20 protein-coding genes are annotated in these 21,558 nt (G+C 71.5%); 16 read left to right on the plus strand and 4 right to left on the minus strand.

Features of this window, described 5'->3' with window-relative positions; genetic code table 11:
• Nucleotides 1–141 precede the first annotated feature (141 nt).
• From ACFY1S_RS16695 to ACFY1S_RS16720, 6 genes are all read left to right on the plus strand, one after another.
• Nucleotides 142–1,683 carry a pyridoxal phosphate-dependent decarboxylase family protein gene (locus ACFY1S_RS16695; RefSeq protein WP_387118344.1) on the plus strand — a complete coding sequence of 514 codons (1,542 nt, stop codon included), beginning with the start codon at nt 142–144 and terminating at the stop codon, nt 1,681–1,683.
• A 25-nt stretch (nt 1,684–1,708) separates the two neighbouring features.
• Nucleotides 1,709–2,986: a lysine N(6)-hydroxylase/L-ornithine N(5)-oxygenase family protein gene (locus tag ACFY1S_RS16700; RefSeq protein ID WP_387118347.1), complete on the plus strand. Its 1,278-nt coding sequence runs from the start codon at nt 1,709–1,711 to the stop codon at nt 2,984–2,986.
• The gene (locus ACFY1S_RS16705) at nt 2,983–3,561 is read left to right on the plus strand and encodes a GNAT family N-acetyltransferase (RefSeq protein WP_387118350.1); all 579 of its coding nucleotides are present in this window, start codon (nt 2,983–2,985) and stop codon (nt 3,559–3,561) included. The genes ACFY1S_RS16700 and ACFY1S_RS16705 overlap by 4 nt, the downstream gene beginning before the upstream one ends.
• Nucleotides 3,558–5,384 (plus strand): IucA/IucC family protein, encoded by a 1,827-nt coding sequence (locus ACFY1S_RS16710; RefSeq protein ID WP_387118353.1) that lies wholly within the window; start codon nt 3,558–3,560, stop codon nt 5,382–5,384. The genes ACFY1S_RS16705 and ACFY1S_RS16710 overlap by 4 nt, the downstream gene beginning before the upstream one ends.
• Before the next feature lie 31 nt (nt 5,385–5,415).
• Nucleotides 5,416–5,904 (plus strand): DUF1772 domain-containing protein, encoded by a 489-nt coding sequence (locus ACFY1S_RS16715; protein ID WP_387118356.1) that lies wholly within the window; start codon nt 5,416–5,418, stop codon nt 5,902–5,904.
• Between the two features lie 158 nt (nt 5,905–6,062).
• The gene (locus ACFY1S_RS16720; RefSeq protein WP_387118359.1) at nt 6,063–8,396 is read left to right on the plus strand and encodes a beta-L-arabinofuranosidase domain-containing protein; all 2,334 of its coding nucleotides are present in this window, start codon (nt 6,063–6,065) and stop codon (nt 8,394–8,396) included.
• 22 nt (nt 8,397–8,418) lie between these two features.
• Here ACFY1S_RS16720 and ACFY1S_RS16725 read toward each other — a convergent pair whose 3' ends face one another.
• On the minus strand, nt 8,419–8,883 hold the full coding sequence (locus ACFY1S_RS16725; RefSeq protein ID WP_387118362.1) for a MarR family winged helix-turn-helix transcriptional regulator: 465 nt from the start codon (nt 8,881–8,883) through the stop codon (nt 8,419–8,421).
• Between the two features lie 138 nt (nt 8,884–9,021).
• Here ACFY1S_RS16725 and ACFY1S_RS16730 point away from each other — a divergent pair, with 138 nt between their 5' ends.
• Together ACFY1S_RS16730 and ACFY1S_RS16735 are read left to right on the plus strand one after the other, a co-directional pair.
• Nucleotides 9,022–9,582: an NADPH-dependent FMN reductase gene (locus tag ACFY1S_RS16730; RefSeq protein ID WP_387118365.1), complete on the plus strand. Its 561-nt coding sequence runs from the start codon at nt 9,022–9,024 to the stop codon at nt 9,580–9,582.
• 98 nt (nt 9,583–9,680) lie between these two features.
• Nucleotides 9,681–10,964, plus strand: coding sequence for an MFS transporter (locus ACFY1S_RS16735; RefSeq protein ID WP_387118368.1), 1,284 nt, complete (start codon nt 9,681–9,683; stop codon nt 10,962–10,964).
• 12 nt (nt 10,965–10,976) lie between these two features.
• On the opposite strand, the gene ACFY1S_RS16740 is transcribed toward ACFY1S_RS16735, so the two are convergent.
• Complete coding sequence (locus ACFY1S_RS16740) at nt 10,977–11,462, minus strand: GNAT family N-acetyltransferase (RefSeq protein WP_387118371.1); 486 nt, start codon at nt 11,460–11,462, stop codon at nt 10,977–10,979.
• A gap of 133 nt (nt 11,463–11,595) precedes the next feature.
• Between ACFY1S_RS16740 and ACFY1S_RS16745 the strand changes: the two genes are divergently transcribed.
• Nucleotides 11,596–12,258 carry a fasciclin domain-containing protein gene (locus tag ACFY1S_RS16745; RefSeq protein ID WP_354822072.1) on the plus strand — a complete coding sequence of 221 codons (663 nt, stop codon included), beginning with the start codon at nt 11,596–11,598 and terminating at the stop codon, nt 12,256–12,258.
• Nucleotides 12,259–12,309: 51 nt separating this feature from the next.
• On the opposite strand, the gene ACFY1S_RS16750 is transcribed toward ACFY1S_RS16745, so the two are convergent.
• Both ACFY1S_RS16750 and ACFY1S_RS16755 read right to left on the minus strand, forming a co-directional pair.
• The gene (locus ACFY1S_RS16750) at nt 12,310–13,323 is read right to left on the minus strand and encodes a phosphotransferase (RefSeq protein ID WP_387118374.1); all 1,014 of its coding nucleotides are present in this window, start codon (nt 13,321–13,323) and stop codon (nt 12,310–12,312) included.
• Nucleotides 13,320–14,384: a LacI family DNA-binding transcriptional regulator gene (locus ACFY1S_RS16755; RefSeq protein WP_387118377.1), complete on the minus strand. Its 1,065-nt coding sequence runs from the start codon at nt 14,382–14,384 to the stop codon at nt 13,320–13,322. Before ACFY1S_RS16755 ends, ACFY1S_RS16750 begins: the two co-directional genes overlap by 4 nt.
• A gap of 92 nt (nt 14,385–14,476) precedes the next feature.
• On the opposite strand from ACFY1S_RS16755, the gene ACFY1S_RS16760 reads away from it, so the two are divergent.
• The 7 genes from ACFY1S_RS16760 to ACFY1S_RS16790 all read left to right on the plus strand — a co-directional run bounded on the left by ACFY1S_RS16760 (nt 14,477) and on the right by ACFY1S_RS16790 (nt 21,261).
• On the plus strand, nt 14,477–15,217 hold the full coding sequence (locus tag ACFY1S_RS16760) for a cupin domain-containing protein (RefSeq protein WP_387118380.1): 741 nt from the start codon (nt 14,477–14,479) through the stop codon (nt 15,215–15,217).
• 152 nt (nt 15,218–15,369) lie between these two features.
• Complete coding sequence (locus tag ACFY1S_RS16765; RefSeq protein WP_387118383.1) at nt 15,370–16,290, plus strand: ABC transporter permease; 921 nt, start codon at nt 15,370–15,372, stop codon at nt 16,288–16,290.
• A gap of 23 nt (nt 16,291–16,313) precedes the next feature.
• The gene (locus tag ACFY1S_RS16770; RefSeq protein ID WP_387118385.1) at nt 16,314–17,318 is read left to right on the plus strand and encodes an ABC transporter substrate-binding protein; all 1,005 of its coding nucleotides are present in this window, start codon (nt 16,314–16,316) and stop codon (nt 17,316–17,318) included.
• 43 nt (nt 17,319–17,361) lie between these two features.
• Complete coding sequence (locus ACFY1S_RS16775) at nt 17,362–18,117, plus strand: ABC transporter ATP-binding protein (protein ID WP_387119309.1); 756 nt, start codon at nt 17,362–17,364, stop codon at nt 18,115–18,117.
• Between the two features lie 41 nt (nt 18,118–18,158).
• Nucleotides 18,159–19,310, plus strand: coding sequence for a Gfo/Idh/MocA family protein (locus ACFY1S_RS16780; protein WP_387118388.1), 1,152 nt, complete (start codon nt 18,159–18,161; stop codon nt 19,308–19,310).
• Nucleotides 19,307–20,461 (plus strand): dihydrodipicolinate synthase family protein, encoded by a 1,155-nt coding sequence (locus ACFY1S_RS16785; protein ID WP_387118391.1) that lies wholly within the window; start codon nt 19,307–19,309, stop codon nt 20,459–20,461. The genes ACFY1S_RS16780 and ACFY1S_RS16785 overlap by 4 nt, the downstream gene beginning before the upstream one ends.
• Nucleotides 20,458–21,261 carry a sugar phosphate isomerase/epimerase family protein gene (locus ACFY1S_RS16790; RefSeq protein WP_387118394.1) on the plus strand — a complete coding sequence of 268 codons (804 nt, stop codon included), beginning with the start codon at nt 20,458–20,460 and terminating at the stop codon, nt 21,259–21,261. The genes ACFY1S_RS16785 and ACFY1S_RS16790 overlap by 4 nt, the downstream gene beginning before the upstream one ends.
• Nucleotides 21,262–21,558 lie beyond the last annotated feature (297 nt).

Below are 21,558 nucleotides of genomic sequence, written 5' to 3' on the forward strand. Positions count from 1 at the left end.
CCGCCGCCGGTCACCGGCGGCACGGAGTCGCTGCGGTGGCCGCCTGAGCAGCGACCCCATCGACGGCAGCACGGCCCCCGGCGCGACAACGCGCCGGGGGTGGGTTCCGGCTGCCCATCGCCGAGAACGTGGAGGACATCCGTGACCGTGCCGACGTACCCCGTCGAGACCACCGCGCCGCCACCGGCGCCGGCGACCGCCCCGGCCGCGCAGCTGCTGAACCAGGGCTCCGTCGAGCAGTACCGGCAGGCGATCGCCGCCGGCGTCGAAAGGGTCGCCCGCCGGGTGGCCGACGTGGACCGTCCCGGCACCGGTGTGACACCCGCCGACCTGGCACCGCTTGTCGACAGTGTCGACCTGGACCGACCGCTCGGTGAGGCCGGCGCCGCCCTGGACGAGCTGGAGGACGTGTACCTGCGCGACGCCGTCTGGTTCCACCACCCCCGTTACCTCGCCCACCTCAACTGCCCGGTGGTCATCCCGGCGCTGCTCGGCGAGGCCGTCCTCACCGCGGTCAACTCCTCCCTGGACACCTGGGACCAGAGCGCCGGAGCCACCCTCATCGAGCGCCGGCTGATCGACTGGACCGCCCGGCGGATCGGCCTCGGCCCGGACGCCGACGGGGTGTTCACAAGCGGGGGCAGCCAGTCCAACCTCCAGGCGCTGCTGCTGGCCCGGGAGGAGGCGTGCGTCGACGCGCTCGCCCCGGCGGCCCGCGCCGAGCTGCTGCCCCGGCTGCGGGTGCTCACCTCGGCGGCCGGTCACTTCAGCGTGCAGAAGTCCGCCAAGCTGCTCGGGCTCTCCCCGGACGCGGTGATCGCCGTCCCCACCGACGCGGGGCGGCGGATCCGCCCCAGCGCGGTCCGCGAGGAGATCGCCAGGTGCCGGCAGGTCGGGCTGGTGGTGATGGCCGTCGTCGGCACCGCCGGCACCACCGACTTCGGCTCCATCGACCCGCTCGCCGAGCTGGCCGGGATCTGCGCGGCGGCCGGCGTGTGGCTGCACGTGGACGCCGCGTACGGCTGCGGTCTGCTCGTCTCGCCGACGCGCCGGCACCTGCTCGACGGCATCGAGCGGGCCGACTCGGTGACCGTCGACTACCACAAGTCGTTCTTCCAGCCGGTCAGCTCGAGCGCGCTGCTGGTCCGCGACCGGCGGGTGCTGCGGCACGCCACCTACCACGCCGACTACCTCAACCCGGCGCGGATGGCGGAGCAGCGCATCCCCAACCAGGTCGACAAGAGCCTGCAGACCACCCGCCGCTTCGACGCGCTCAAGCTCTGGCTGACGCTGCGGGTGATGGGCCCGGACGCGCTCGGCGCGCTCTTCGACGAGGTGGTCGACCGGGCCGCCGACGCGTGGCGGCTGGTCGACGAGGACCCCCGCTTCGAGGTGGTCACCCGCTCGCAGTTGAGCACGGTGGTGTTCCGCTACCTGCCCACCGGCCCGGGCCGCGACCTGGCCGACGCCGCGAACCTGCACGCCCGCGAGGCCCTGGCGGCGTCCGGCCTCGCCGTCGTCGCCGGCACCCGTGTGGACGGCCGGCACTTTCTCAAGTTCACCCTGCTCAACCCCGCCACGACAGTCGACGACATCGGCCACGTGCTGGACCTGATCGCCGGCCACGCCGGGCGGTACGTGCGCGACCACGTCGCGGCCGACCTGACCTGCCCCGTCGGCTGACCCGAACCCGCGCCTGGAGAAGAAGATGTCCACCCACGACTTCGTCGCCATCGGCCTCGGCCCGTACAACCTGGGTCTGGCCTGCCTCACCGCACCGATCGACGAGCTTGACGGCGTGTTCCTGGAGGCCCGCCCGAGCCTGGCCTGGCACCCCGGCATGCTGCTGGAGTCGGCCCGGTTGCAGACCCCGTTCATCGCCGACCTGGTCAGCCTCGCCGACCCGACCTCGCCGTACTCCTTCCTCAACTACCTCAAGGAGATCGGCCGGCTCTACCCGTTCTACATCCGGGAGAGCTTCTACCCGCTGCGCAGCGAGTACGACGCGTACTGCCGGTGGGCGGCGGCGACGCTGCCGAACCTGCGCTTCGGTCAGACCGTGACCACAGTGGAGTTCGACGCGGCCGACGACAGGTACGTGGTGCGGGCCAGCACCGGCGAGTCCGGGAGCGTCGAGTACCGGGCCCGGCACCTGGTGCTCGGCACCGGCACCCCGCCGCACCTGCCCGACGGCGTCGCCGGCCTGCCCGGCGACGCCGTGCACAACTCGCGCTACCTGGAACACCGGGACGCGCTGCGCACCAGGCGGAGCATCACGGTGGTCGGCAGCGGGCAGAGCGCCGCCGAGATCTACCACGACCTGCTCGGGGACATCGACAGGTACGGCTACCAGCTGAACTGGGTGACACGCTCGCCGCGGTTCTTCCCGCTCGAATACACGAAGCTGACGCTGGAGATGACCTCACCGGACTACGTGGACTACTTCCACGCGCTGCCCGAGGTGACCCGTTACCGGCTGGAGGCCGAACAGAAGGGCCTGTTCAAGGGGATCAACGCGGACCTGATCAACGACATCTTCGACCAGCTCTACGCGCACAGCGTCAACGGGCCGGTGAACACGCGGCTGCTCACCAACACCGAGCTGGTCGGCGCCGAGCACCGGGACGGCGCGTACGCGCTGCGCCTGCGTCAGGTGGAGCAGGAGCGCGACTTCGCCCTGCGGACCGAGGGACTGGTGCTGGCCACCGGCTACCGCTACCGGGTGCCGGAGTTCCTCGCACCGGTGGCCGACCGGATCCGCTGGGACTCCCACGGCCGCTTCGACGTGGCCCGCAACTACAGCATCGACCACACCGGGCGGGGGATCTTCCTGCAGAACGGGGGCACCCACACGCACAGCATCACCTCGCCGGACCTGGGCATGGGCGCGTACCGCAACTCGTGGATCATCCGTGAGCTGCTCGGCCGGGAGCACTACCCGATCGAGAAGAGCATCACCTTCCAGGAGTTCGGGGTGACGTCGTGACGGGCGTCTTCACCCGCGTCGACGACCGGCTCGGCGAGTTCGCGCTGCGGACGCTCGACCCGGACGCCGACGCCGCGCTGCTGCACGGCTGGGTGACCCACCCGAAGGCGTCGTTCTGGCTCATGCAGGACGCCGACGAGGCCGAGGTGGCGAAGGAGTACCGGCGGCTCGCCGCGCACCCGCACCATGACGCGTACCTCGGCCTGTGGCGGGGCGGGCCGGCCTTCCTGGCCGAGCGCTACGACCCGGCGTACGTCGAGCTGGTCGGCCGGTACGACCACCAGCCCGGCGACGTGGGCATGCACTTCCTCTGCGCGCCCGTCGACGCTCCGGTGCACGGCTTCACCCGCGCGGTGCTCACCACTGTCATGGCGTGGCTCTTCGCCGACCCCGCCACGGCGCGGGTGGTGGTGGAGCCCGACGTGCGCAACACCGCCGTGCACGCGTTGAACGCCGCCGTCGGCTTCGAGGTCGTCGGCCCGATCGCCAAGCCGGAGAAGGACGCCCTGCTCAGCGTCTGCACCCGCGCCCAGTTCCACGCTGCCCTCACCGACCTCGAAGGAGCCCAGGCGTGACCGCCACCGCCGTCCCGACCCCCGCCGTCGCCGGCCCGGTCGGGCATCTCACCCCGCGGCGCTGGGCCCGGGCGAACCGGCTGCTGGTCCGCAAGGCGCTCGCCGAGTTCACCCACGAACGGCTGCTCACCCCGGATCCTGTCCCGGGCGACGACGACCGGCAGTGGTACGAGGTCCGCAGCGACGACGGCGCGGTCACCTACCGGTTCGCGGCCCGGGTGCTGGCGCTGGCGCACTGGCAGATCGACGCGGACAGCATCACCAGGCACCGCGACGGAGTGTCGCTGCCGCCGGACGCGGTGGACCTGATCGTCGAGCTGCGCGGCTCCCTCGGGCTCTCCGCGCGGGTGCTGCCGGTCTACCTGGAGGAGATCACCTCCACCCTCGCCGGCACCGCGTACAAGCTCGCGCGGTCCGCGCCCAGCGCCGCCGAGCTGGCCGGGGCGGACTTCCAGACCATCGAGACGTCGATGACCGAGGGGCATCCCTGCTTCGTGGCCAACAACGGCCGGCTCGGCTTCGGCGTCGACGAGTACCACAGGTACGCCCCGGAGGCCGCCGAGGCGGTCCGGCTGGAGTGGCTGGCCGCGCACCGGGACCACTCGACGTTCAGCAGTGCCGCCGACCTGGACTACGACGCGCTCATCGAGGGCGAGCTGGACGCGGAGACCAGGGCCCGGTTCGCGGCCACGATGGCAGGCCTCGGCCTGGATCTGGCCGACTATCACCTGATCCCGGCGCACCCGTGGCAGTGGTGGAACAAGCTGGCCGTCACCTTCGCCGGTGAGCTGGCCGAGCGTCGGCTCGTGCACCTCGGCCCCGGCCCGGACGCGTACCTCGCGCAGCAGTCCATCCGCACCTTCTTCAACATCACCCAGCCGCGCCGGCACTACGTGAAGACCGCACTTTCGGTGCTGAACATGGGCTTCATGCGCGGACTGTCCGCCGCGTACATGGCCGCCACGCCTGCCATCAACGACTGGCTGGCCGACCTGATCGCCGGTGACGAGGTGCTGACCGGCACCGGGTTGACGGTCATCCGGGAGCGGGCGGCGGTCGGCTACCGGCACCGGCAGTACGAGGCGGCCACCGAGCGCACCTCCCCGTACCGCAAGATGCTTGCCGCCCTGTGGCGCGAGAGCCCGGTGCCCGACCTGGCGCCGGGGGAGCGGCTGTCCACAATGGCCGCGCTGCTGCACGTGGACCACGACGGCGGTTCGCTGGCGGCGGCCCTGATCGACAGGTCTGGGCTGCCGGCCGAGGTGTGGCTGCGCCGTTACCTGGACGCGTACCTGACCCCGCTGCTGCACAGCTTCTACGCCCATGACCTGGCCTTCATGCCGCACGGCGAGAACGTCATCCTGGTCCTCGACGAGCGGGACACGGTCGTACGGGTGATCTTCAAGGACATCGCCGAGGAGATCGCGGTGATGAGCGCCGACGTCGAGCTGCCCGAGGCCGTGGAGCGGATCCGGGTCGACGTGCCCGACGACACGAAGCTGTTGAGCATCCTCACCGACGTGGTGGACTGCTTCCTGCGCCACCTCAACGCGGTGCTTGTCGAGGCCGGCGCCATCACCGAGGACGACTTCTGGCGTACGGTCGCCGCCTGCGCGGCCGACTACTTCGAGCGGGTGCCGCACCTGGCGGACCGGGTCCGGCACTACGACCTGTTCGCGCCGGAGTTCACGCTGTCCTGCCTGAACCGGCTCCAGTTGCGCGACAACCAGCAGATGGTCGACCTGGCCGATCCGTCGGCCTCGCTCCAGTTCGTCGGCACCCTGTCCAATCCGCTCGCCGCCCACGCCCCGACCGTCAGGTGACAGGGCCGGCGGCAGCGGGTGCAATGGGGGTATGGGTTTCCTCCGTACCGCGAGTCTGTTCGCCGCCACCCTGACCACCGGCCTGACCGCCGGTCTGTTCACCGCGTTCGCCTATGCGGTGATGCCGGGTCTCGCCCGCACCGACGACCGGACGCTGGTGCTGGCCATGCGGCGGATAAACGAGTCCATCCTGAACGGATGGTTCGCGTTCTGTTTCGGGGGCGCGCTGGTGTTCACGCTGCTGGCGGCGGGGCTGCACCTGGGTGACGGGCAGCGGGCGGCGCTGCCGTGGATCGTGGCCGGGCTGGTGTCGTACCTCGTGGTCCTCGGCCTCACGGCGGTCGTCAACGTGCCGCTGAACAACGCGTTGGCCCGGGCCGGCGACGCCGACCCGGCCGCGGCGCGGGCCGGCTTCGAACGACGGTGGGTACGCGCCAACGTCGTGCGCGCCGTCGCCTCGACCGCGGCGTTCGGGCTGCTCGCCTGGGCGTTTGTGGAGGCCGGCCGACAGTCGCACTGAGGTCCGCTGTTATCGATAACATCGATCCGGCAAAATCACCACCTTGAATGCCTGGGGTCTCTGGCCGTAACATGCCGGACACGATGTGAACGCTAACGTTCCCGTCGAACCGTCCCGCCGAGCCCGCCTCGCCCGGCTGTGCTGCCCGTGGAGGTTCCATGTCCCCCCTGCCCATCAGCCGGCGCCGTGTGCTGCAAGCCGCCGGCGCCACAGCAGTCATGTCCGCCACCGGAGCGACGGTGCTCGGCCCGAGCCCGGCCTCGGCGGCCGTGGTCCCGCCGGCCCGCGCGGACATCGGCGTCTCGGCGTACCCCTTCGACCCGGGTGAGGTGCGGCTCACCACCGGCCGGTGGATGGACAACCAGAACCGGACCCTCAGCTACCTGCGCTTCGTCGACGTCGACCGGCTGCTCTACAACTTCCGGGCCAACCACCGGCTGTCCACGAACGGCGCCGCCACCAACGGAGGCTGGGACGCGCCGAACTTTCCGTTCCGGACCCACATGCAGGGGCACTTCCTGAGCGCCTGGGCGTACGCGTACGCGGTGCTGGGTGACACCACCTGCCGGGACAAGGCGAACTACATGGTGGCCGAGCTGGCCAAGTGCCAGGCCAACAACGCAGCGGCCGGGTTCGGCACCGGCTACCTCTCCGGCTTCCCGGAGTCCGACTTCACCGCGCTCGAGGCGCGGACGCTGTCAAACGGCAACGTGCCGTACTACTGCATCCACAAGACCCTCGCCGGACTGCTCGACGTCTGGCGTCACACCGGCAGCACGCAGGCTCGCGACGTGCTCCTGCGGCTCGCCGGCTGGGTGGACACCCGCACGTCCCGACTGAGTTCCAGCCAGATGCAGTCCATGCTGGGCACCGAGTTCGGTGGCATGAACGACGTGCTGACCGACATCTACCAGCAGACCGGTGACGCCCGGTGGCTCGCCACCGCGCAGCGGTTCGACCACGCCGCCGTGTTCAATCCCCTGGCGGCCAACCAGGATCAGCTCTCCGGCCTGCACGCCAACACCCAGGTGCCCAAGTGGATCGGCGCCGCCCGCGAGTTCAAGGCCACCGGGACCACCCGCTACCGGGACATCGCCAGCAACGCGTGGAACATCACCGTGGGCGCGCACACCTACGTCATCGGCGGCAACAGTCAGGCCGAGCACTTCCGGGCGCCCAACGCCATCGCCGGGTACCTCAGCAACGACACCTGCGAGCAGTGCAACACCTTCAACATGCTCAAGCTGACCCGGGAGCTGTGGCTGCTCGACCCGAACCGGACCGACTACTTCGACTTCTACGAGCGCGCACTGATCAACCATCTGATCGGCGGTCAGAACCCGGCCGACAGCCACGGTCACATCACCTACTTCACCCCGCTGCGCCCGGGTGGGCGGCGGGGCGTGGGTCCGGCCTGGGGCGGCGGCACCTGGAGTACGGACTACAACTCGTTCTGGTGCTGTCAGGGCACCGGCCTGGAGATCAACACGAGGTTGATGGACTCCATCTACTTCCGCAACGGCACCACGCTGACCGTGAACCTGTTCGCGCCGTCGGTGCTGACCTGGTCGGAGCGCGGCATCACTGTCACGCAGAGCACCAGCTACCCGGTCAGCGACACCAGCACCCTCACCCTGTCCGGCACGATGAGCGGCTCGTGGAGTGTCCGGGTCCGCATCCCGGCGTGGACGAGTGGCGCGACGGTGAGCGTCAACGGTGTCGTGCAGAGCGTCGCCACGACCCCGGGCAGCTACGCCACGATCACCCGGGCCTGGGCGTCCGGCGACACCATCACCGTGCGCCTGCCGATGCGCGTCGTCGCGCGGGCCGCCAACGACAACCCCGGCGTCGCCGCCGTCACGTACGGCCCGACGGTGCTCTGCGGCAACTACGGCAACACGTCGCTCAGCGCGCTCCCGTCGCTGAACGTCTCGTCGGTCGCCCGGACCAGCACCAGCACGTTGGCGTTCACCGCCACGGCGAACGGATCCACGGTGAACCTCGCGCCGTTCTACGACGCCCACGGCTACAACTACACCGTCTACTGGAGTGTCAGCGGCAGCAGCGGTGGCGCCAGCCACCGACTGGTCAACGTCGGCACCGGCCTGGTGCTCGGCATCCAGAACATGTCCACCGCCGACGGCGGGCTGGCCGTGCAGTGGGGTGACAGTGGCACCGCCGACCACAACTGGGTAGTGGTGACCGACGGCGCCGCGGTCAGGTTCCGCAACGTCAACAGCGGCAAGGTCCTCGGGGTGGAGAACATGTCCACCGCCGACAACGCCCGCGTCCTGCAGTGGGCGGACAACGGCACCGCCGACCACAGGTGGACGCTTGTCGACAACGGCGACGGCACCTACCGGATCCGCAACGTCAACAGCGGCAAGCTGCTCGGCATCCTGAACGGCTCCACCGCGTGGGGCGCGCAGGCCGTCCAGGACCCGGACAACGGCAGCGCGGACAACAGGTGGAGGCTCGTGCCGAACGCCTAGGGCACAGCGGCTCCGGCCTGGCTCAGCTCACCGTTCCCGCGCTGCGGAAGGCACGGGCCAGCTGAGCCAGGTCGAAGCCCTCGAAGTGCGCGAGGAACCGCCTGCGGATGGCGGCCAGGTGGCTGGGCCAGGACTCCTCGAGGCGGGCGAAGCCGGCGTCGGTGAGGACGGCGTTCCAGCCTCGGGCGTCCTGCTCGCACTGCTCCCGCTTCACCAGGCCCTGCTTCTCCAGCCGGATGATCGTGCGGGTCATGCCGCTGAGCGAGAGGTGGCAGAGCGCGGCCAGCTCGTGCATGCGCATCCGCCGGTCCGGCGCCTCGGAGAGGTTCATCAGGGCGATGTACTCGGTGAGCGGCAGTTGCCGGTCACCGATCATGTCGCCGTCGATCGTGCGGGGCAGCACGTGCATCACCTGGCCGAGGGCGCGTACCAGTGCCTCTTCGTCAGGTGTGAGCGGTTTCGGACGCTCTGGGGGAGTGCTGGCCATGCGCCCCAGCGTAGTTGCTTGATCTGTCAAATGCCCACTCTCGGTGTGGGGGCAGTCATACCAGAGCTATTTGCTTGACCAAGCAATGACCCGCTAGCGTCGGCGTGTCCACCAGAACCACTCCTGAAAGGCGCCACCATGACCAGGATCGGGATCATCCTCGGCAGCACCCGCCCCGGGCGCAACGGCGAGGCTGTCGCCCGCTGGGTCCTCGAGGTCGCCAAGCAGCGCTCCGACGCGGAGTACGAGCTGATCGACCTGCTGGACTACAAGCTGCCGCACCTCGACGAGGCGTACCCGCCGTCGATGGGCCAGTACACCAAGCCGCACACGCTCAAGTGGGCCGAGACGATCGCCTCGTACGACGGGTTCGTCATGGTGACCCCCGAGTACAACCACTCCACCTCGGGCGCCCTGAAGAACGCCATCGACTTCCTCTACGGCGAGTGGAACAACAAGGCTGTCGGGTTCGTCAGCTACGGCTCGGTGGGCGGGGCGCGTGCCGTCGAGCACCTGCGCCTGATCGCCGGGGAACTCCAGATGGCCGACGTGCGGTCCCAGGTCGCGCTGTCGCTCTTCACCGACTTCGAGAACTTCAGCGTCTTCAAGCCCAACACGTTCCACGAGGACGCGCTGAACACCACACTCGACCAGGTGGTCGCCTGGAGCGGCGCGCTCGCTCCGCTGCGCAAGCGCTGACCCGAGCGGATCCGGAGCCGGTCGCGGGAATCCCTCCCGTGGCCGGCTCGGCCCGTCGGGGGCCGTGCGGTGGGGGACGGCGTACTAACCTCGGCGCCATGAGCCGACCTGCCGGCACCGGCCGACCGTCGCTGTGGCGGGACCGCACCTTCGGCACGTACTGGGTCGCGCAGTCGCTCTCGGCGGCCGGTGACGCGTTCGCCTACCTGGCGGTGCCGCTGCTGGTGCTCCAGGCGACCGGGTCGGTGGCGCGGATGGGTCTGCTCACCGCCGTCGCGGGCGCCGCGTCCGTCGTGGCCGGCATCTTCGGCGGGGTGCTCGTCGACAGGTACGACCGCCGCACCCTGATGATCGCGGCGGACCTGGCCCGGCTGGTGCTGTACGCCCTGGTGCCGCTGGCGTGGCTCGCCGGCCCGCAGGTGTGGCTGCTCTTCGTCGTGCTGCCGATCTGCGAGGCGGCGGGCATGGTGTTCCAGGTCGCCGCGGTGACGGCGGTGCGCAACCTCGTCGACTCCGACCGGATCACCGAGGCCAACGGCCGGTTGCAGGCGACGTACGCGGCGATGGCCGTGCTGGGGCCGCTGCTCGCCGGTGTGGTGTCGGCCCGCTTCGGCCCGGCGACAGCCATCGCCGTCAACGCGGGAAGCTTCGCGCTGTCCGCGGCCGGCCTGTGGCTGATCCGCCTGCGGCCCGTCGAGGTCGGCGACGACGTCACGGCCGTGCGTCAGCGCCCGCTTGCCGAGTTCCTGGCGGGGGCGCGGTTCCTGTGGCGACAGCCCGTGCTCCGGGCGCTGACAGTGCTGCTGTCGGTGTTCATCTTCCTCACCTACGGCTTCACCGACGTGTTGATCTATCACGTCACACACGACCTCGGCGGCTCCGAAGGCACCGTCGGCACGGTGCTCGGGGTGGCGGCCCTGGGAACGGTGGCCGGAGCGTTGCTGGTGGCCCCACTGCGTCGCCGGCGCGGCTTCGGCGTCACCTGGATCAGCGCGCACACGATATGCGGGTGCGCGGTGGCAGGCGTGGGCGTCGCGACGAGCGTCCCGACGGTCACCGCGCTGACCGCGGTGTACCTGTGCTGCCTCAGCATCGGCGGGATCTGCTCGATGTCGCTGCGCCAGGAGATCACCCCTGACCACCTGCTCGGTCGGGTCACCTCGGCGTTCTGGAGCACGCACTACTCGCTGGGGCCGGCAGGCGCGGCGGTGCTGACCTGGTCCGCCGGCAGGTACGGCGTCCAGGCCGTGACGCTCGCGGCGGGCGCCGGGTGCCTGCTGGTCGCCGTCGGTGGGTTGTTCACACCGATCCGCCGCGCCGGTGCGGAGCCGGCCAGCGGCCAGCGGGTGCTCCGTCCCGCGCCGGCCGGCGGCTCGAGTTGAGACGAACCCCGCTCAGAACTCCAGATACATGACGTGCAGGCCGACCCGGCCGAGGGTGGGGTGGCGGAACGCGCCGGGCACCGTACCGACCACCTCGAAGCCCTCCCGCCGGTAGATGTCGACCGCCGACCGGTTGCTCTGCGCCACGGCGTTGAACTGCATGCCGGCGTACCCCCGGGCACGGGCCCACGCCAGCGCGTCACGGCACAGCGCGGTTCCCACGCCCCGCCCGCGCGCGTCGGCGGCCACCATGAAACTCGCGGTGGACACGTGCGCGCCGGGCCCGGGGCGGTTGGTACCCATCTTCGCGGTGCCCAGGACCCGCCCGCCGTCGACCGCGACGACCGTCCGACCCGGCGGGGACTCCACCCACATGGCGTACGACTGCTCGGCGGTCATCGCGGGATCGTAGGTGAACGTCTCCTGTGCCCGGATCACCTCGTGGATGACCGGCCACACCTGCGACCAGTCCTGGTCGACGAACTCCCGAATCAGCACCGGGCGAGGTTAGGGCTCCGCACGAGGCTCGGACAATCCGTTTACGGCAGGTGCATCCGTGGGGCGTACCCGGTGCGAAGCATGGGTCGTGACGAGACGTCACGGATCCGTCGCTTCGACGAAAGGCCCGCTGATGAAGATCGCACGACTCGCCGCCAGGATGGCGGTGGGCGCCATGGCCACCGCGCTGGCCACCACGGCCGTCGCCGTGCCGGCCGCCTCGGCCACCGGTAAGGCCAAGCCGCTCGGCACGACGTCCCTCGCCCAGGTGCTCACGAAGGACACCAGCGGCTTCGACCGCAACTCGCGTGACTTCGACGTGCTGACCGCGGCCGTGCTGGCCGTGCTGGAGGCCAAGCCGAACTCGCCGGTCAAGGTTCTGACCGACGGCACCGTCGCGCTCACCGCGTTCATCCCCACCGACGCGGCCTTCCAGCAGTTGGTACGCGAGATCACCGATTCCACGAAGCTGCCGAGTGAGAGCGCCGCGTTCGCGGCGGTCGCCGGTCTGGGCATCGACACCGTGGAGAACGTCCTGCTCTACCACGTGGTGCCGGGCGCCACGATCGACCGCAACACGGCGGTCCGCGCCGACGGCACGGACCTGACCACCGCGCTCGGCTCGACCGTCGAGGTCGACGTGCGCACGTACCTGTTCTTCTTCCGGCAGGTGCGGCTGGTCGACGCGGACACCAACGACCGCAACGCCCGCGTCGTCAGCTTCGACGTCAACAAGGGCAACCGGCAGATCGCGCACGCCGTGGACCGGGTGCTGCGCCCGATCGACCTGCCCTGAGCAGGGACGGGCGGCGTCCGGCCTCGCGCCGGGCGCCGCCCGCGTCGATCGTCAGACCGGCCCGAGCGCGGCGACCTCCTCGCTGAGCAGGGCAGCCAGCCCGGCGTGCCGCCCGGGATGGCTGCCCGGGGTCATGCCACGGCTCGGCATCTCCACGATCATCAGCAGGTACAGGTGTAGCCGGTACAGCGCGAGACGGCGACGCGCGGAGTCGTCCAGAACCAGCGGTTCGGCGCTGGCGGCCCGGTAGCCGTCCAGCAGGGGATGGTCCGGCTCGTCCTCGACGCGGCGGAACAGCCGCGGCGAGACCAGGTCCAGCAACGGATCGCCGTAGAGGTACCGTTCGCCGTCGACCAGGCCGCTGAGCCGCAACCGACCGTGCGTTTCGGGAGCGGCAAGCACGTTGCCGTCCCAGCAGTCGAAATGCAGCAGAGCAGGACGGCGCACCTCGTCCAGCACGTCGGCGTGCCGCCGCACCACGGCGCGCAGGTCGCCCCCGGTGATCGGCAGCGGGACGTTCCAGTCGCCCGCGTCGGCGAGCAGCGCGTCGACCATCGCGCCGAACGCCTCCCGCCACGTCGCCCCGGCGGCCCGCTCGCCGTCGTAGCCGAACCGGTCGCCGGTGATCCGGTGCAGCGCGGCGAGGGCCACCCCGAGGTCGTACCGCACCGCAGAGTCGTCGACGTCGTGTTCGGACAACTCGTGCAGGGACCGCCCGGGCAGCATCGAGGTGACCAGCCACTCGCCGTACGCCGGGTCGGTGCCGTGGTGCAGCACCACGGGGACCGGCACCTGCGGCACCTCCTCGGCGACCAGCCGGAAATACCGGGCCTCGGCGGCGCAGAGCCCCTGTTCGTAGCGCAGCAGTGGCGTCCCGGCCGGCGGGGCCACCTTCAGCACCACCCGGCGGTCGTCGTCGAGGGCCGCCCACCACACCGTCGCGTACCCGCCGCCGGTGAGCGGCTGCGCCTCGCGCACCCGGGACCGTGGGCCGAACGACGCGCGGACCAGGTACGCCACGTCGTCAGTCGTGAGGGGACGCTGGGTCGGACTGACCACTGTCATGACGCCGCGTCGGCCCGCCGCGCCCGGGGCGCCGGCCGGTTCGTCGCTGGAGCGGCGGGGCCTGTGGTGTCCCGGCGGACCAGCTCGGCGGGCAGCACCTCGACCCGGGGGGACAGCGTCTCCGCGCCGAGAACCAGCGACATCGCCCGTACCCCCATGTGGACAAGGGGCAGCCGCACGGTGGTCAACGGCGGGGTGACGTCCCGGGCGATCGGCATGTCGTCGAAGCCGATCACGGAGACCCGCTGCGGCACGGGCAGCGACCGGGCCCGCAGGGTGGCGAGCGCGCCGATGGCCATCGAGTCGTTGAGCGCCACGATCGCGGTCAGCTCCGGGTCGGCGTCCAGGAGACGGGCGGTGGCCTCCGCGCCGCCGTCGCGGTCGAACTCGGCGTACCGGATCCGCCGCTCGGGCAGGTCCCGGCCCTGTTCGCCGAGGGCCTGGCGGAGCCCCGCCAGCCGGTCGGTAGTGGTGGTGAGGATGCGTGGGCCGGCGACCACGCCGATCGCCAGGTGCCCCAGCTCGCACAGCTCCCGGCCGGCCAGGTAGCCGCCGGTCCGGTTGTCGGGCATCACCGCGTCGCCGGAGTGCTCGTGCCGGCCGATCACCGCGACCCGCCCACCTGTCGCCTCGTACGCGGCGAGCTTCTCGTTGAGCTGCCTCGTGAACGCCTCGTCGTGGTAGCCGGAGCCGGCGAGGATCAGCGCCGCCACCTGGTGGCCGCGCAGCAGCTCCACGTACTCCAGTTCGCGGTCGGGGTCGCGGTAGCTGTTGCAGATCATCAGCAACCGGCCCTGGTCGGTGGCGACGCGTTGCAGGCCACGGGTGATCTCGGCGAAGTACGGGTCGGAGACGTCGTGCACGATCACGCCGACGGCGCTGCGGTGCGAGCGGGCCAGCAGTTGGGCGTGCGCGTTGGGCACGTACTGCAACTCGGCGACGGCCGCCAACACCCGTTCGCGCAGCTCGTCGGTGACCGGTTTGCTGCTGCCGTTGATCACACGGGAGGCGGTGGCGGGTGAGACACCCGCGCGTCGCGCCACGTCGGACAGGGTCGCCATGGCCGCCCCCTCGTTCTGTTGACGGCTTTTCGCCGTGCCGGCTAGCGTCACGGTACCGCAGTGAAAGCCCTTTCCCGCAGGGAGGCCCGGCCGTGTCCGATCGCTTCGCGGTACGCCAGCCGGATCCCCTCGCCGCGCTGCCCGGCGGCATCGGGGTGTCCCGGCTGCGGGTCTACGACACGGTAGCGCCGGACGGCGTGGTCGGTGGCACCCCGCACGTGCACCTGTGCTGCACCGAGGGGTACGTGGTGACCGACGGCGTGGGCGCGGTGCAGACGTTGACCGCCGACGGCTACCGGGAGACGCCGTTGCGGCAGGGCGCGGTGGTCTGGTTCCGGCCGGGCACCGTGCACCGCCTGGTCAACGGCGGCGGGCTGACCATAGTGGTGCTCATGCAGAACAGCGGCCTGCCCGAGGCCGGCGACGCCGTGCTCACCTTCCCTCCCGAGGTGCTGGCCGACCCCGACGCGTACGCCGCCGCTGTGGCGCTGCCCGACGGGGGAGCGCCGGGGGCCGACGTGCGGGCCGCGTACCGCCGGCGGGATCTGGCCGTGACCGGCTTCCAGGCGCTGCGGGCCGGTGGTCCGGCGGCGCTCGCCGCGTTCCACGACGCCGCGCTGGCGTTGCGCCGACCGCTGGTGGCCGACTGGCGGCGGCGGTGGGCGGCCGGCGCCGGCCGGGCCGCCGCCGGCACCGGCGAACAGCTCGACGCGCTGGAGCGGGGCGACGCCTGCCATCTGGGCGACGCCCGGGTGTACGCGGTGGGGGAGCCGGTCGAGCGGGGCCGGCTGGGCATGTGCGGTCTGCTGGACACGTACCCAGCGACCGGCTGACCGTCCCGCAGGGACTGTCGCGCCGGCGTCGCAAACACATCGAGGAAAGGCCTTGCCTGCTTTTCGGGCGCCGCCTACGCTCCAGGAAAGCGTTTGCCTGATCGCCGATCGGCCCGGCCCACGGGTGTGCCCGAACTCCGAGGAGGTTCCGTGTGACCGAGAACGCTCTGCACACGGCGGACCCGCGGGCCACCGCCACGGCGGCCACCGGCGACGCTGCGTCGTCCACGGTGGCAGGTCCCGCCCCAGGAGGTGGAGGCCGCCCACCGCGACCCACGTTGGGCCGTCGCGCGGCGGCCGTGGCCGACTCCCTCTGGCGCCCGGCGCTTGTGCTCGTCGCGCTGTTCGCCGCGTGGTGGTTCGTCGCCGCCCGGGAGTACGTGCCCAACTACCTGGTGCCCACCCCCGGCCAGGTCTGGACCACGATGACCGGGCAGTGGTCCGAGCTGGCCCGCCACACCCTCGTCACCCTCTACGAGACGGTGCTCGGCTTCGTCCTGGCCGCCGCGCTGGGGCTGGCCGCCGCGGTCGGCATCGCCTACTCACGCACCCTGGACAAGGCGCTCTACCCGATCGTCCTGTTCGCACAGGTCATTCCGAAGATCGCCATCGCCCCGCTGCTCGTGGTCTGGTTCGGCCTCGGCCTCACCCCGAAGGTCATCCTGGCGGTCCTCATCGCGTTCTTCCCGGTGGTCATCTCCGGCGTGGCTGGCCTGCGCTCCACCGACCCGGAGCTGCTCGACCTCGCCGCCACGATGGGGGCCGGTCGCTGGCGGACGTTCCGCAAGATCCGATTCCCGAACGCGCTGCCGCACCTGATGGCCGGCCTCAAGGTGGCAGTCACCCTCGCGGTGGTGGGCGCGGTCGTCGGCGAGTTCGTCGGCGCCAGCGAAGGGCTCGGCTACGTCCTGCTGCTGGCCAACGGCAACCTCGACGCCGCGCTGCTGTTCGCCGACCTGATCCTGATGTCCGCCATCGGCATCGTCCTGTTCGTCCTCGTCGAGGTCGCCGAGGCCCTGCTCATCCCGTGGCACGCCAGCCGTCGCGCCGGCGTACCGCTCACCACCTCCTGACCGACCCCATCACGGAGGCACTGATGAAACGCACCGCCACCACCATCCTGGCCACCGCCGCCCTGCTCCTCGCCGCCACCGGCTGCGGCGGGGGCGACTCCGCCGGCGACACCAACGCCGACGGCAGCAGGCAGGTCACCCTCACCCTCAACTGGGTGCCGTACGGCGAGCACGCGCCCTTCTACTACGGCCTGCAGAAGGGCTACTACTCCGCCGAGGGCATCGACCTGAAGATCCTGCCCGGCAACGGCTCGGGCAACACGGTCAAGCAGGTCGCCCAGAAACAGACCGACTTCGGCTGGGCGGACAGCCCGGTGCTGCTCAAGTCGGTGGCCAGCGGCATGCCGGTGCGCAGCCTCGGCGCGTACCTGGAAAAGGGTCCGTCCTCTGTGGAGTTCTTCACCGAGGAGACCATCACCACCCCGGCCGACCTCAAGGGCAAGACCGTCGGCGGCACGCCGGGCGACGCCCTCTACGCGACCTTCCCGGCGTGGTTGGAGAAGAACGGCCTCAAGAAGGACGACGTCAAGGTCGTCAACGTGGACGCCGCCGGCAAGATCGCCGCACTGGCCGAGGGCAGGGTCGACGCGATCATGGGCTTCTTCCACGACCAGGCGCCGACGATCGAGAGCAAGACCGGCAAGAAGGTCGACGTGCTGCTCTTCGCCGACTACGGGATGAACCTGCTCGGCACCGGCCTCATCGCCAACACCCAGACCCTTCAAAAGGATCCGGAGCTGGCCCGCAAGTTCGTCCGGGCCACCCAGAAGTCGTGGGCCGAGGCCGCCCGCGACCCGGCCGGCGCGGTGAGCGCGATGACGGCGCTGGCCGAGAACGAGCCCGCCCCCGAGGTGCTGACCAAGCAGCTCGCCCTCAACCTGCCGCTGATCGGCGCGGACGGCCCGCCCGGGGTGAACACCGAAGCCCAGTGGAGCGAGACCATCGACCTGATGTCCCGCTACGCCGAGCTGAAGAACCCGGGGGCGCCCGACGCGTACTGGGACGCCTCCTACGCGGCGCAGGGGTGACCCGGTGACCGCCGCGCCGGCGCGCGCCGGCACCGCCATCGGGATGGCCGGAGTGACCGTCCGCTTCAGCTCCCGACGGTCCCAGACCACAGCCCTGGACGACGTGTCGCTCGACATCGAGCCGGGAGAGTTCGTCACCATCGTCGGTCCGTCCGGCTGCGGGAAGTCCACCCTGCTGAAGATCGTCGCCGGTCTCGTCACGCCGACCAGCGGCGAGGTGTCGTTGCTGGAGCGCCCGGTACGCGGCCCGCAGAAGGACATCGGCTTCGTCTTTCAGAAGGCGGCGCTACTGGAGTGGCGCGGCGCGCGGGCCAACATCCTGCTCCAGGCCGAGATGCGCGGCATGGACCGGACGCAGGCGGCCCGCCGGGCGGACGAGCTGATCGAGATGACCGGCCTGACCGGGTTCGAGAAGGCGTTGCCGCACGAGCTGTCCGGTGGCATGCAGCAGCGCGTGGCCCTCTGCCGCGCCCTGCTGCACGCCCCGCCGGTGCTGCTCATGGACGAGCCGTTCGGCGCCCTGGACGCGCTGACCCGGGAGCAGATGAACGCCGAGCTGCACCGGATCTGGCGGGAGACCGGCACCACAGTGGTGCTGGTGACCCATTCCATCGCCGAGGCGGTCTTCCTCGGCACCCGGGTCGTGGTCATGAGCGCCCGGCCCGGCCGGATCATCCGCACCTTTGCGGTCGAGCTGCCGACGCACCGCGACTACGCGCAGGTGATGTCGGATTCCCGCTTCGACCGACTCGCCACCGACCTGCGCGGGTTGCTCGGCAGCGCGGCCGCCAACCACTGAGGACGCGGGATCGGCACGACCAGCACGACGGAAGGAACACCATGACCCGCAGGTCGATCGGCATCATCGTCAACGGCGTGACCGGAAGGATGGGTTACCGGCAGCACCTCGTACGCTCGCTGCTGGCCATCCGCGAATCCGGCGGCGTGACGCTGGCCGACGGCACCACCATCTGGCCGGAACCGGTCCTGGTCGGGCGCAACGAGACGAAGCTCCGCGAGATCGCCGAGCGGCACGGCCTGACCGACTGGACCACCGACCTGACCTCGGCGCTGGCCCGCGACGACGTCGAGATCTACTTCGACTCCCAGGTCACCCAGCAGCGGGAGAAGGCCATCCGGCAGGCCATCGAGGCCGGCAAGCACATCTACACGGAGAAGCCCCTCGCCGAGGACACGGCCGCCGCGCTCGACCTCGCCCGGGCAGCCGACGCGGCAGGCGTCCGCACCGGGGTCGTGCAGGACAAGCTCTTCCTGCCGGGACTGCGCAAGCTCAAGCGGCTCGTCGACGGGGGCTTCTTCGGCCAGATCCTGTCGGTGCGCGGCGAGTTCGGGTACTGGGTGTTCGAGGGCGACTGGCAGCCGGCGCAGCGCCCGTCGTGGAACTACCGGGCCGAGGACGGCGGCGGGATCGTGGTGGACATGTTCCCGCACTGGCACTACGTGCTGGAGGAGCTGTTCGGCCGGGTCAACGCCGTGTCCTGTGTCATCGCCACGCACGTGCCCGAGCGGGTGGACGAGGCCGGCAGCACGTACGCGGCCACCGCCGACGACGCCGCGTACGCCGTCTTCGAACTCGACGGCGGGGTGATCGCGCAGATCAACTCGTCCTGGACCGTGCGGGTGTACCGCGACGAGCTTGTGGAGTTCCAGGTCGACGGCACCGAGGGCAGCGCGGTGGCCGGCCTGCGCACCTGCCGGGTGCAGCACCGGGCGGTCACGCCGAAGCCAGTGTGGAACCCGGACCTGCCGGTCACCGAGGACTTCCGCACCCAGTGGACCGAGGTGCCCGACAACGAGGAGTTCGACAACGGCTTCAAGGTGCAGTGGGAGGCGTTCCTGCGGCACGTCGTGGCCGGCGAGCCCTTCCGGTGGGACTTCCTGGCCGGCGCGCGCGGCGTGCAGCTCGCCGAACTGGGGCTGCGCGCGGCCCGCGACGGCGTCCGCGTCGAGGTGCCGGAGCTGCGGGCGTGAGCGCCGCCGAGGTCGTACTGCCCGGAGGGCGGCGTCACCTGCTGACCGGGGGCGGTGGGTTCGCCAGGCCGTCGACGCCCGCGACCAGTCGCGTGGCGTACGCCGCCGCGCACGTGGTCGCCGACCCGGACGCCGAGAACGTGCCGGGCGCCCCGGCGGCCGTGGACTGGGACACCACGCTCGCGTTCCGCCGGCACCTGTGGTCGTACGGGCTGGGGGTCGCCGAGGCGATGGACACCGCCCAGCGGGGGATGGGGCTGGACTACCCGGGGACCAGGGAGCTGATCAGGCGCAGCGCCGCCGAGGCCCACGCGGTGGGCGGCCGGATCGTCGCCGGCGTCGGCACCGACCAGCTGCCGGCCGGCCCGGCAACCCTTGCCGCGGTGACCGCGGCGTACGCCGAACAGCTCGAGGACGTGGGCGCGGCAGGCGCCCGGCCGGTGCTCATGTGCAGCAGGCACCTGGCCGCCGCGGCGCGTGGCCCCGAGGACTACCTACGGGTGTACGACGAGCTGCTGAGCGCCGCCGACGAACCTGTGGTGCTGCACTGGCTGGGTCCGATGTTCGACCCGGCGCTCACCGGCTACTGGGGCGCGGTCGACCTGGACCTGGCCGCCGACACGGTGGTCGAGCTGATCAAGGCGCACCAGTCACGGGTCGACGGCATCAAGGTGTCGCTGCTGGACGCCGACCGGGAGGTCGCGTTGCGCCGTCGCCTGCCGGCCGGGGTGCGGCTCTACACAGGCGACGACTTCCACTACCCGGAGCTGATCCGGGGCGACGAGGTGGGCCACTCCGACGCGCTGCTCGGGGTGTTCGCGGCCATCGCGCCGGCCGCCGCCGCCGCGCTGGCCGCCCTGGACCGGGCAGACGTGGCGGCGTACGACGAGATATTCGCGCCCACCGTGCCGCTGGCCCGGCACCTGTTCGCGGCACCGACCTGGCACTACAAGACGGGGATCGTGTTCCTGGCCTGGCTGGCCGGGCACCAGGACCACTTCACCATGGTCGGCGGCGCGCAGTCCGGCCGGTCTCCGGCGCACCTCGCCACCCTGCTCACCCTTGCCGACGCGGCCGGGTTGCTGCCCGACGCCGAGCTGGCCGCCGCCCGCGCCCGAGCCTTGTTCACGGTGGCGGGGGTGGAGCAGTGAGCCTCGCGCGGTTCTCGTTCAACCAGGCCACCGCCCAGCGCTGGCCGCTGCCCGAGGTGGTGGCCGGCTGCGTGGCGGCAGGTGTGCCGGGAATCGGCCTGTGGCGGGAGCCGGTGGCCGGGTATGGGCTGGCCCGCTCGGCGAAACTGGTCCGCGACGCCGGCCTCACCGTCACCTCGCTGTGCCGGGGCGGCTTCTTCTCCGCCGACGACTGGCGTGCGGAGAACCTGCGGGCCGTCGAGGAGGCGGCCACCCTGGGCGCCCCGGAGCTGGTGCTGGTTTCCGGTGGGCTACCGGCCGGCAGCCGGGACATCGACGGCGCCCGGCGTCGGGTCGCCGACGCGATAGGCGAGCTGGCCCCCCACGCGGCGGCGGCCGGCGTACGACTGGCCATCGAGCCCCTGCACCCGATGTTCGCCGCCGACCGCTGCGTCATCGCGACCCTCGGCCAGGCGTTGGAGATCGCCGAGCGGTTCGACCCGGCGGTGGTCGGCGTGGTCGTCGACGCGTACCACGTCTGGTGGGACGACACGGTGTACGCGCAGATCGCACGGGCCGGCGCGCGCATCGCCGCGTTCCAGGTCTGCGACTGGGTGACCCCGCTGCCGGAGGGGGCGCTGCTCGGTCGGGCGCTGCCCGGCGAGGGGTGCATCGAGTTGCGCCGGCTGCGCGAGGCGGTGGACGCGGCCGGTTACGCCGGGCCGATCGAGGTGGAGGTGTTCTCCGCCGAGGTGTGGGCGCGTCCCGGCGCGGAGGTGCTGGACGCGGCGATCGCCGGCTACCTGCGCCACGTCGTCTGAGCGACAGTCCGACGGCGGGGCCGCGCCGCGCGGACCGTGCCCGCCTGGTGCCGGGTGCCGCCGGCGTTGCTCGCGGTGACCTGTGCGCTCGCCGGGGTGGATTCCGCCCCGCTGCGGGGTTGCTGCTCGCGGGGGCGTGCACGGCGCTCTGGCGGCGCCGCCCCACCCGGCCTGCGGAATCGCCTACGACCATCGCCCAAACCTGAAAACACTTTCGGATCAGGTCGGGCGACCGTCCGGTCACACGTGAATGTCGAGGTGGCTCGAGCCTGGACCGGCCGGTCACCGCCGCCGTCT

The organism is Micromonospora sp. NPDC000663 (assembly GCF_042898105.1).
Lineage (GTDB): Bacteria > Actinomycetota > Actinomycetes > Mycobacteriales > Micromonosporaceae > Micromonospora.

What these genes read in the sequence shown, in the direction of transcription:
- ACFY1S_RS16730 (WP_387118365.1), top strand. Translation starts at nt 9,022, where the DNA reads ATGACCAGGATCGGGATCATCCTCGGCAGCACCCGCCCCGGGCGCAAC.
- ACFY1S_RS16725 (WP_387118362.1), bottom strand. Translation starts at nt 8,883, where the DNA reads ATGGCCAGCACTCCCCCAGAGCGTCCGAAACCGCTCACACCTGACGAA.
- ACFY1S_RS16755 (WP_387118377.1), bottom strand. Translation starts at nt 14,384, where the DNA reads ATGGCGACCCTGTCCGACGTGGCGCGACGCGCGGGTGTCTCACCCGCC.
- ACFY1S_RS16770 (WP_387118385.1), top strand. Translation starts at nt 16,314, where the DNA reads ATGAAACGCACCGCCACCACCATCCTGGCCACCGCCGCCCTGCTCCTC.
- ACFY1S_RS16745 (WP_354822072.1), top strand. Translation starts at nt 11,596, where the DNA reads ATGAAGATCGCACGACTCGCCGCCAGGATGGCGGTGGGCGCCATGGCC.
- ACFY1S_RS16700 (WP_387118347.1), top strand. Translation starts at nt 1,709, where the DNA reads ATGTCCACCCACGACTTCGTCGCCATCGGCCTCGGCCCGTACAACCTG.
- ACFY1S_RS16780 (WP_387118388.1), top strand. Translation starts at nt 18,159, where the DNA reads ATGACCCGCAGGTCGATCGGCATCATCGTCAACGGCGTGACCGGAAGG.
- ACFY1S_RS16775 (WP_387119309.1), top strand. Translation starts at nt 17,362, where the DNA reads ATGGCCGGAGTGACCGTCCGCTTCAGCTCCCGACGGTCCCAGACCACA.
- ACFY1S_RS16735 (WP_387118368.1), top strand. Translation starts at nt 9,681, where the DNA reads ATGAGCCGACCTGCCGGCACCGGCCGACCGTCGCTGTGGCGGGACCGC.
- ACFY1S_RS16720 (WP_387118359.1), top strand. Translation starts at nt 6,063, where the DNA reads ATGTCCCCCCTGCCCATCAGCCGGCGCCGTGTGCTGCAAGCCGCCGGC.
- ACFY1S_RS16750 (WP_387118374.1), bottom strand. Translation starts at nt 13,323, where the DNA reads ATGACAGTGGTCAGTCCGACCCAGCGTCCCCTCACGACTGACGACGTG.
- ACFY1S_RS16715 (WP_387118356.1), top strand. Translation starts at nt 5,416, where the DNA reads ATGGGTTTCCTCCGTACCGCGAGTCTGTTCGCCGCCACCCTGACCACC.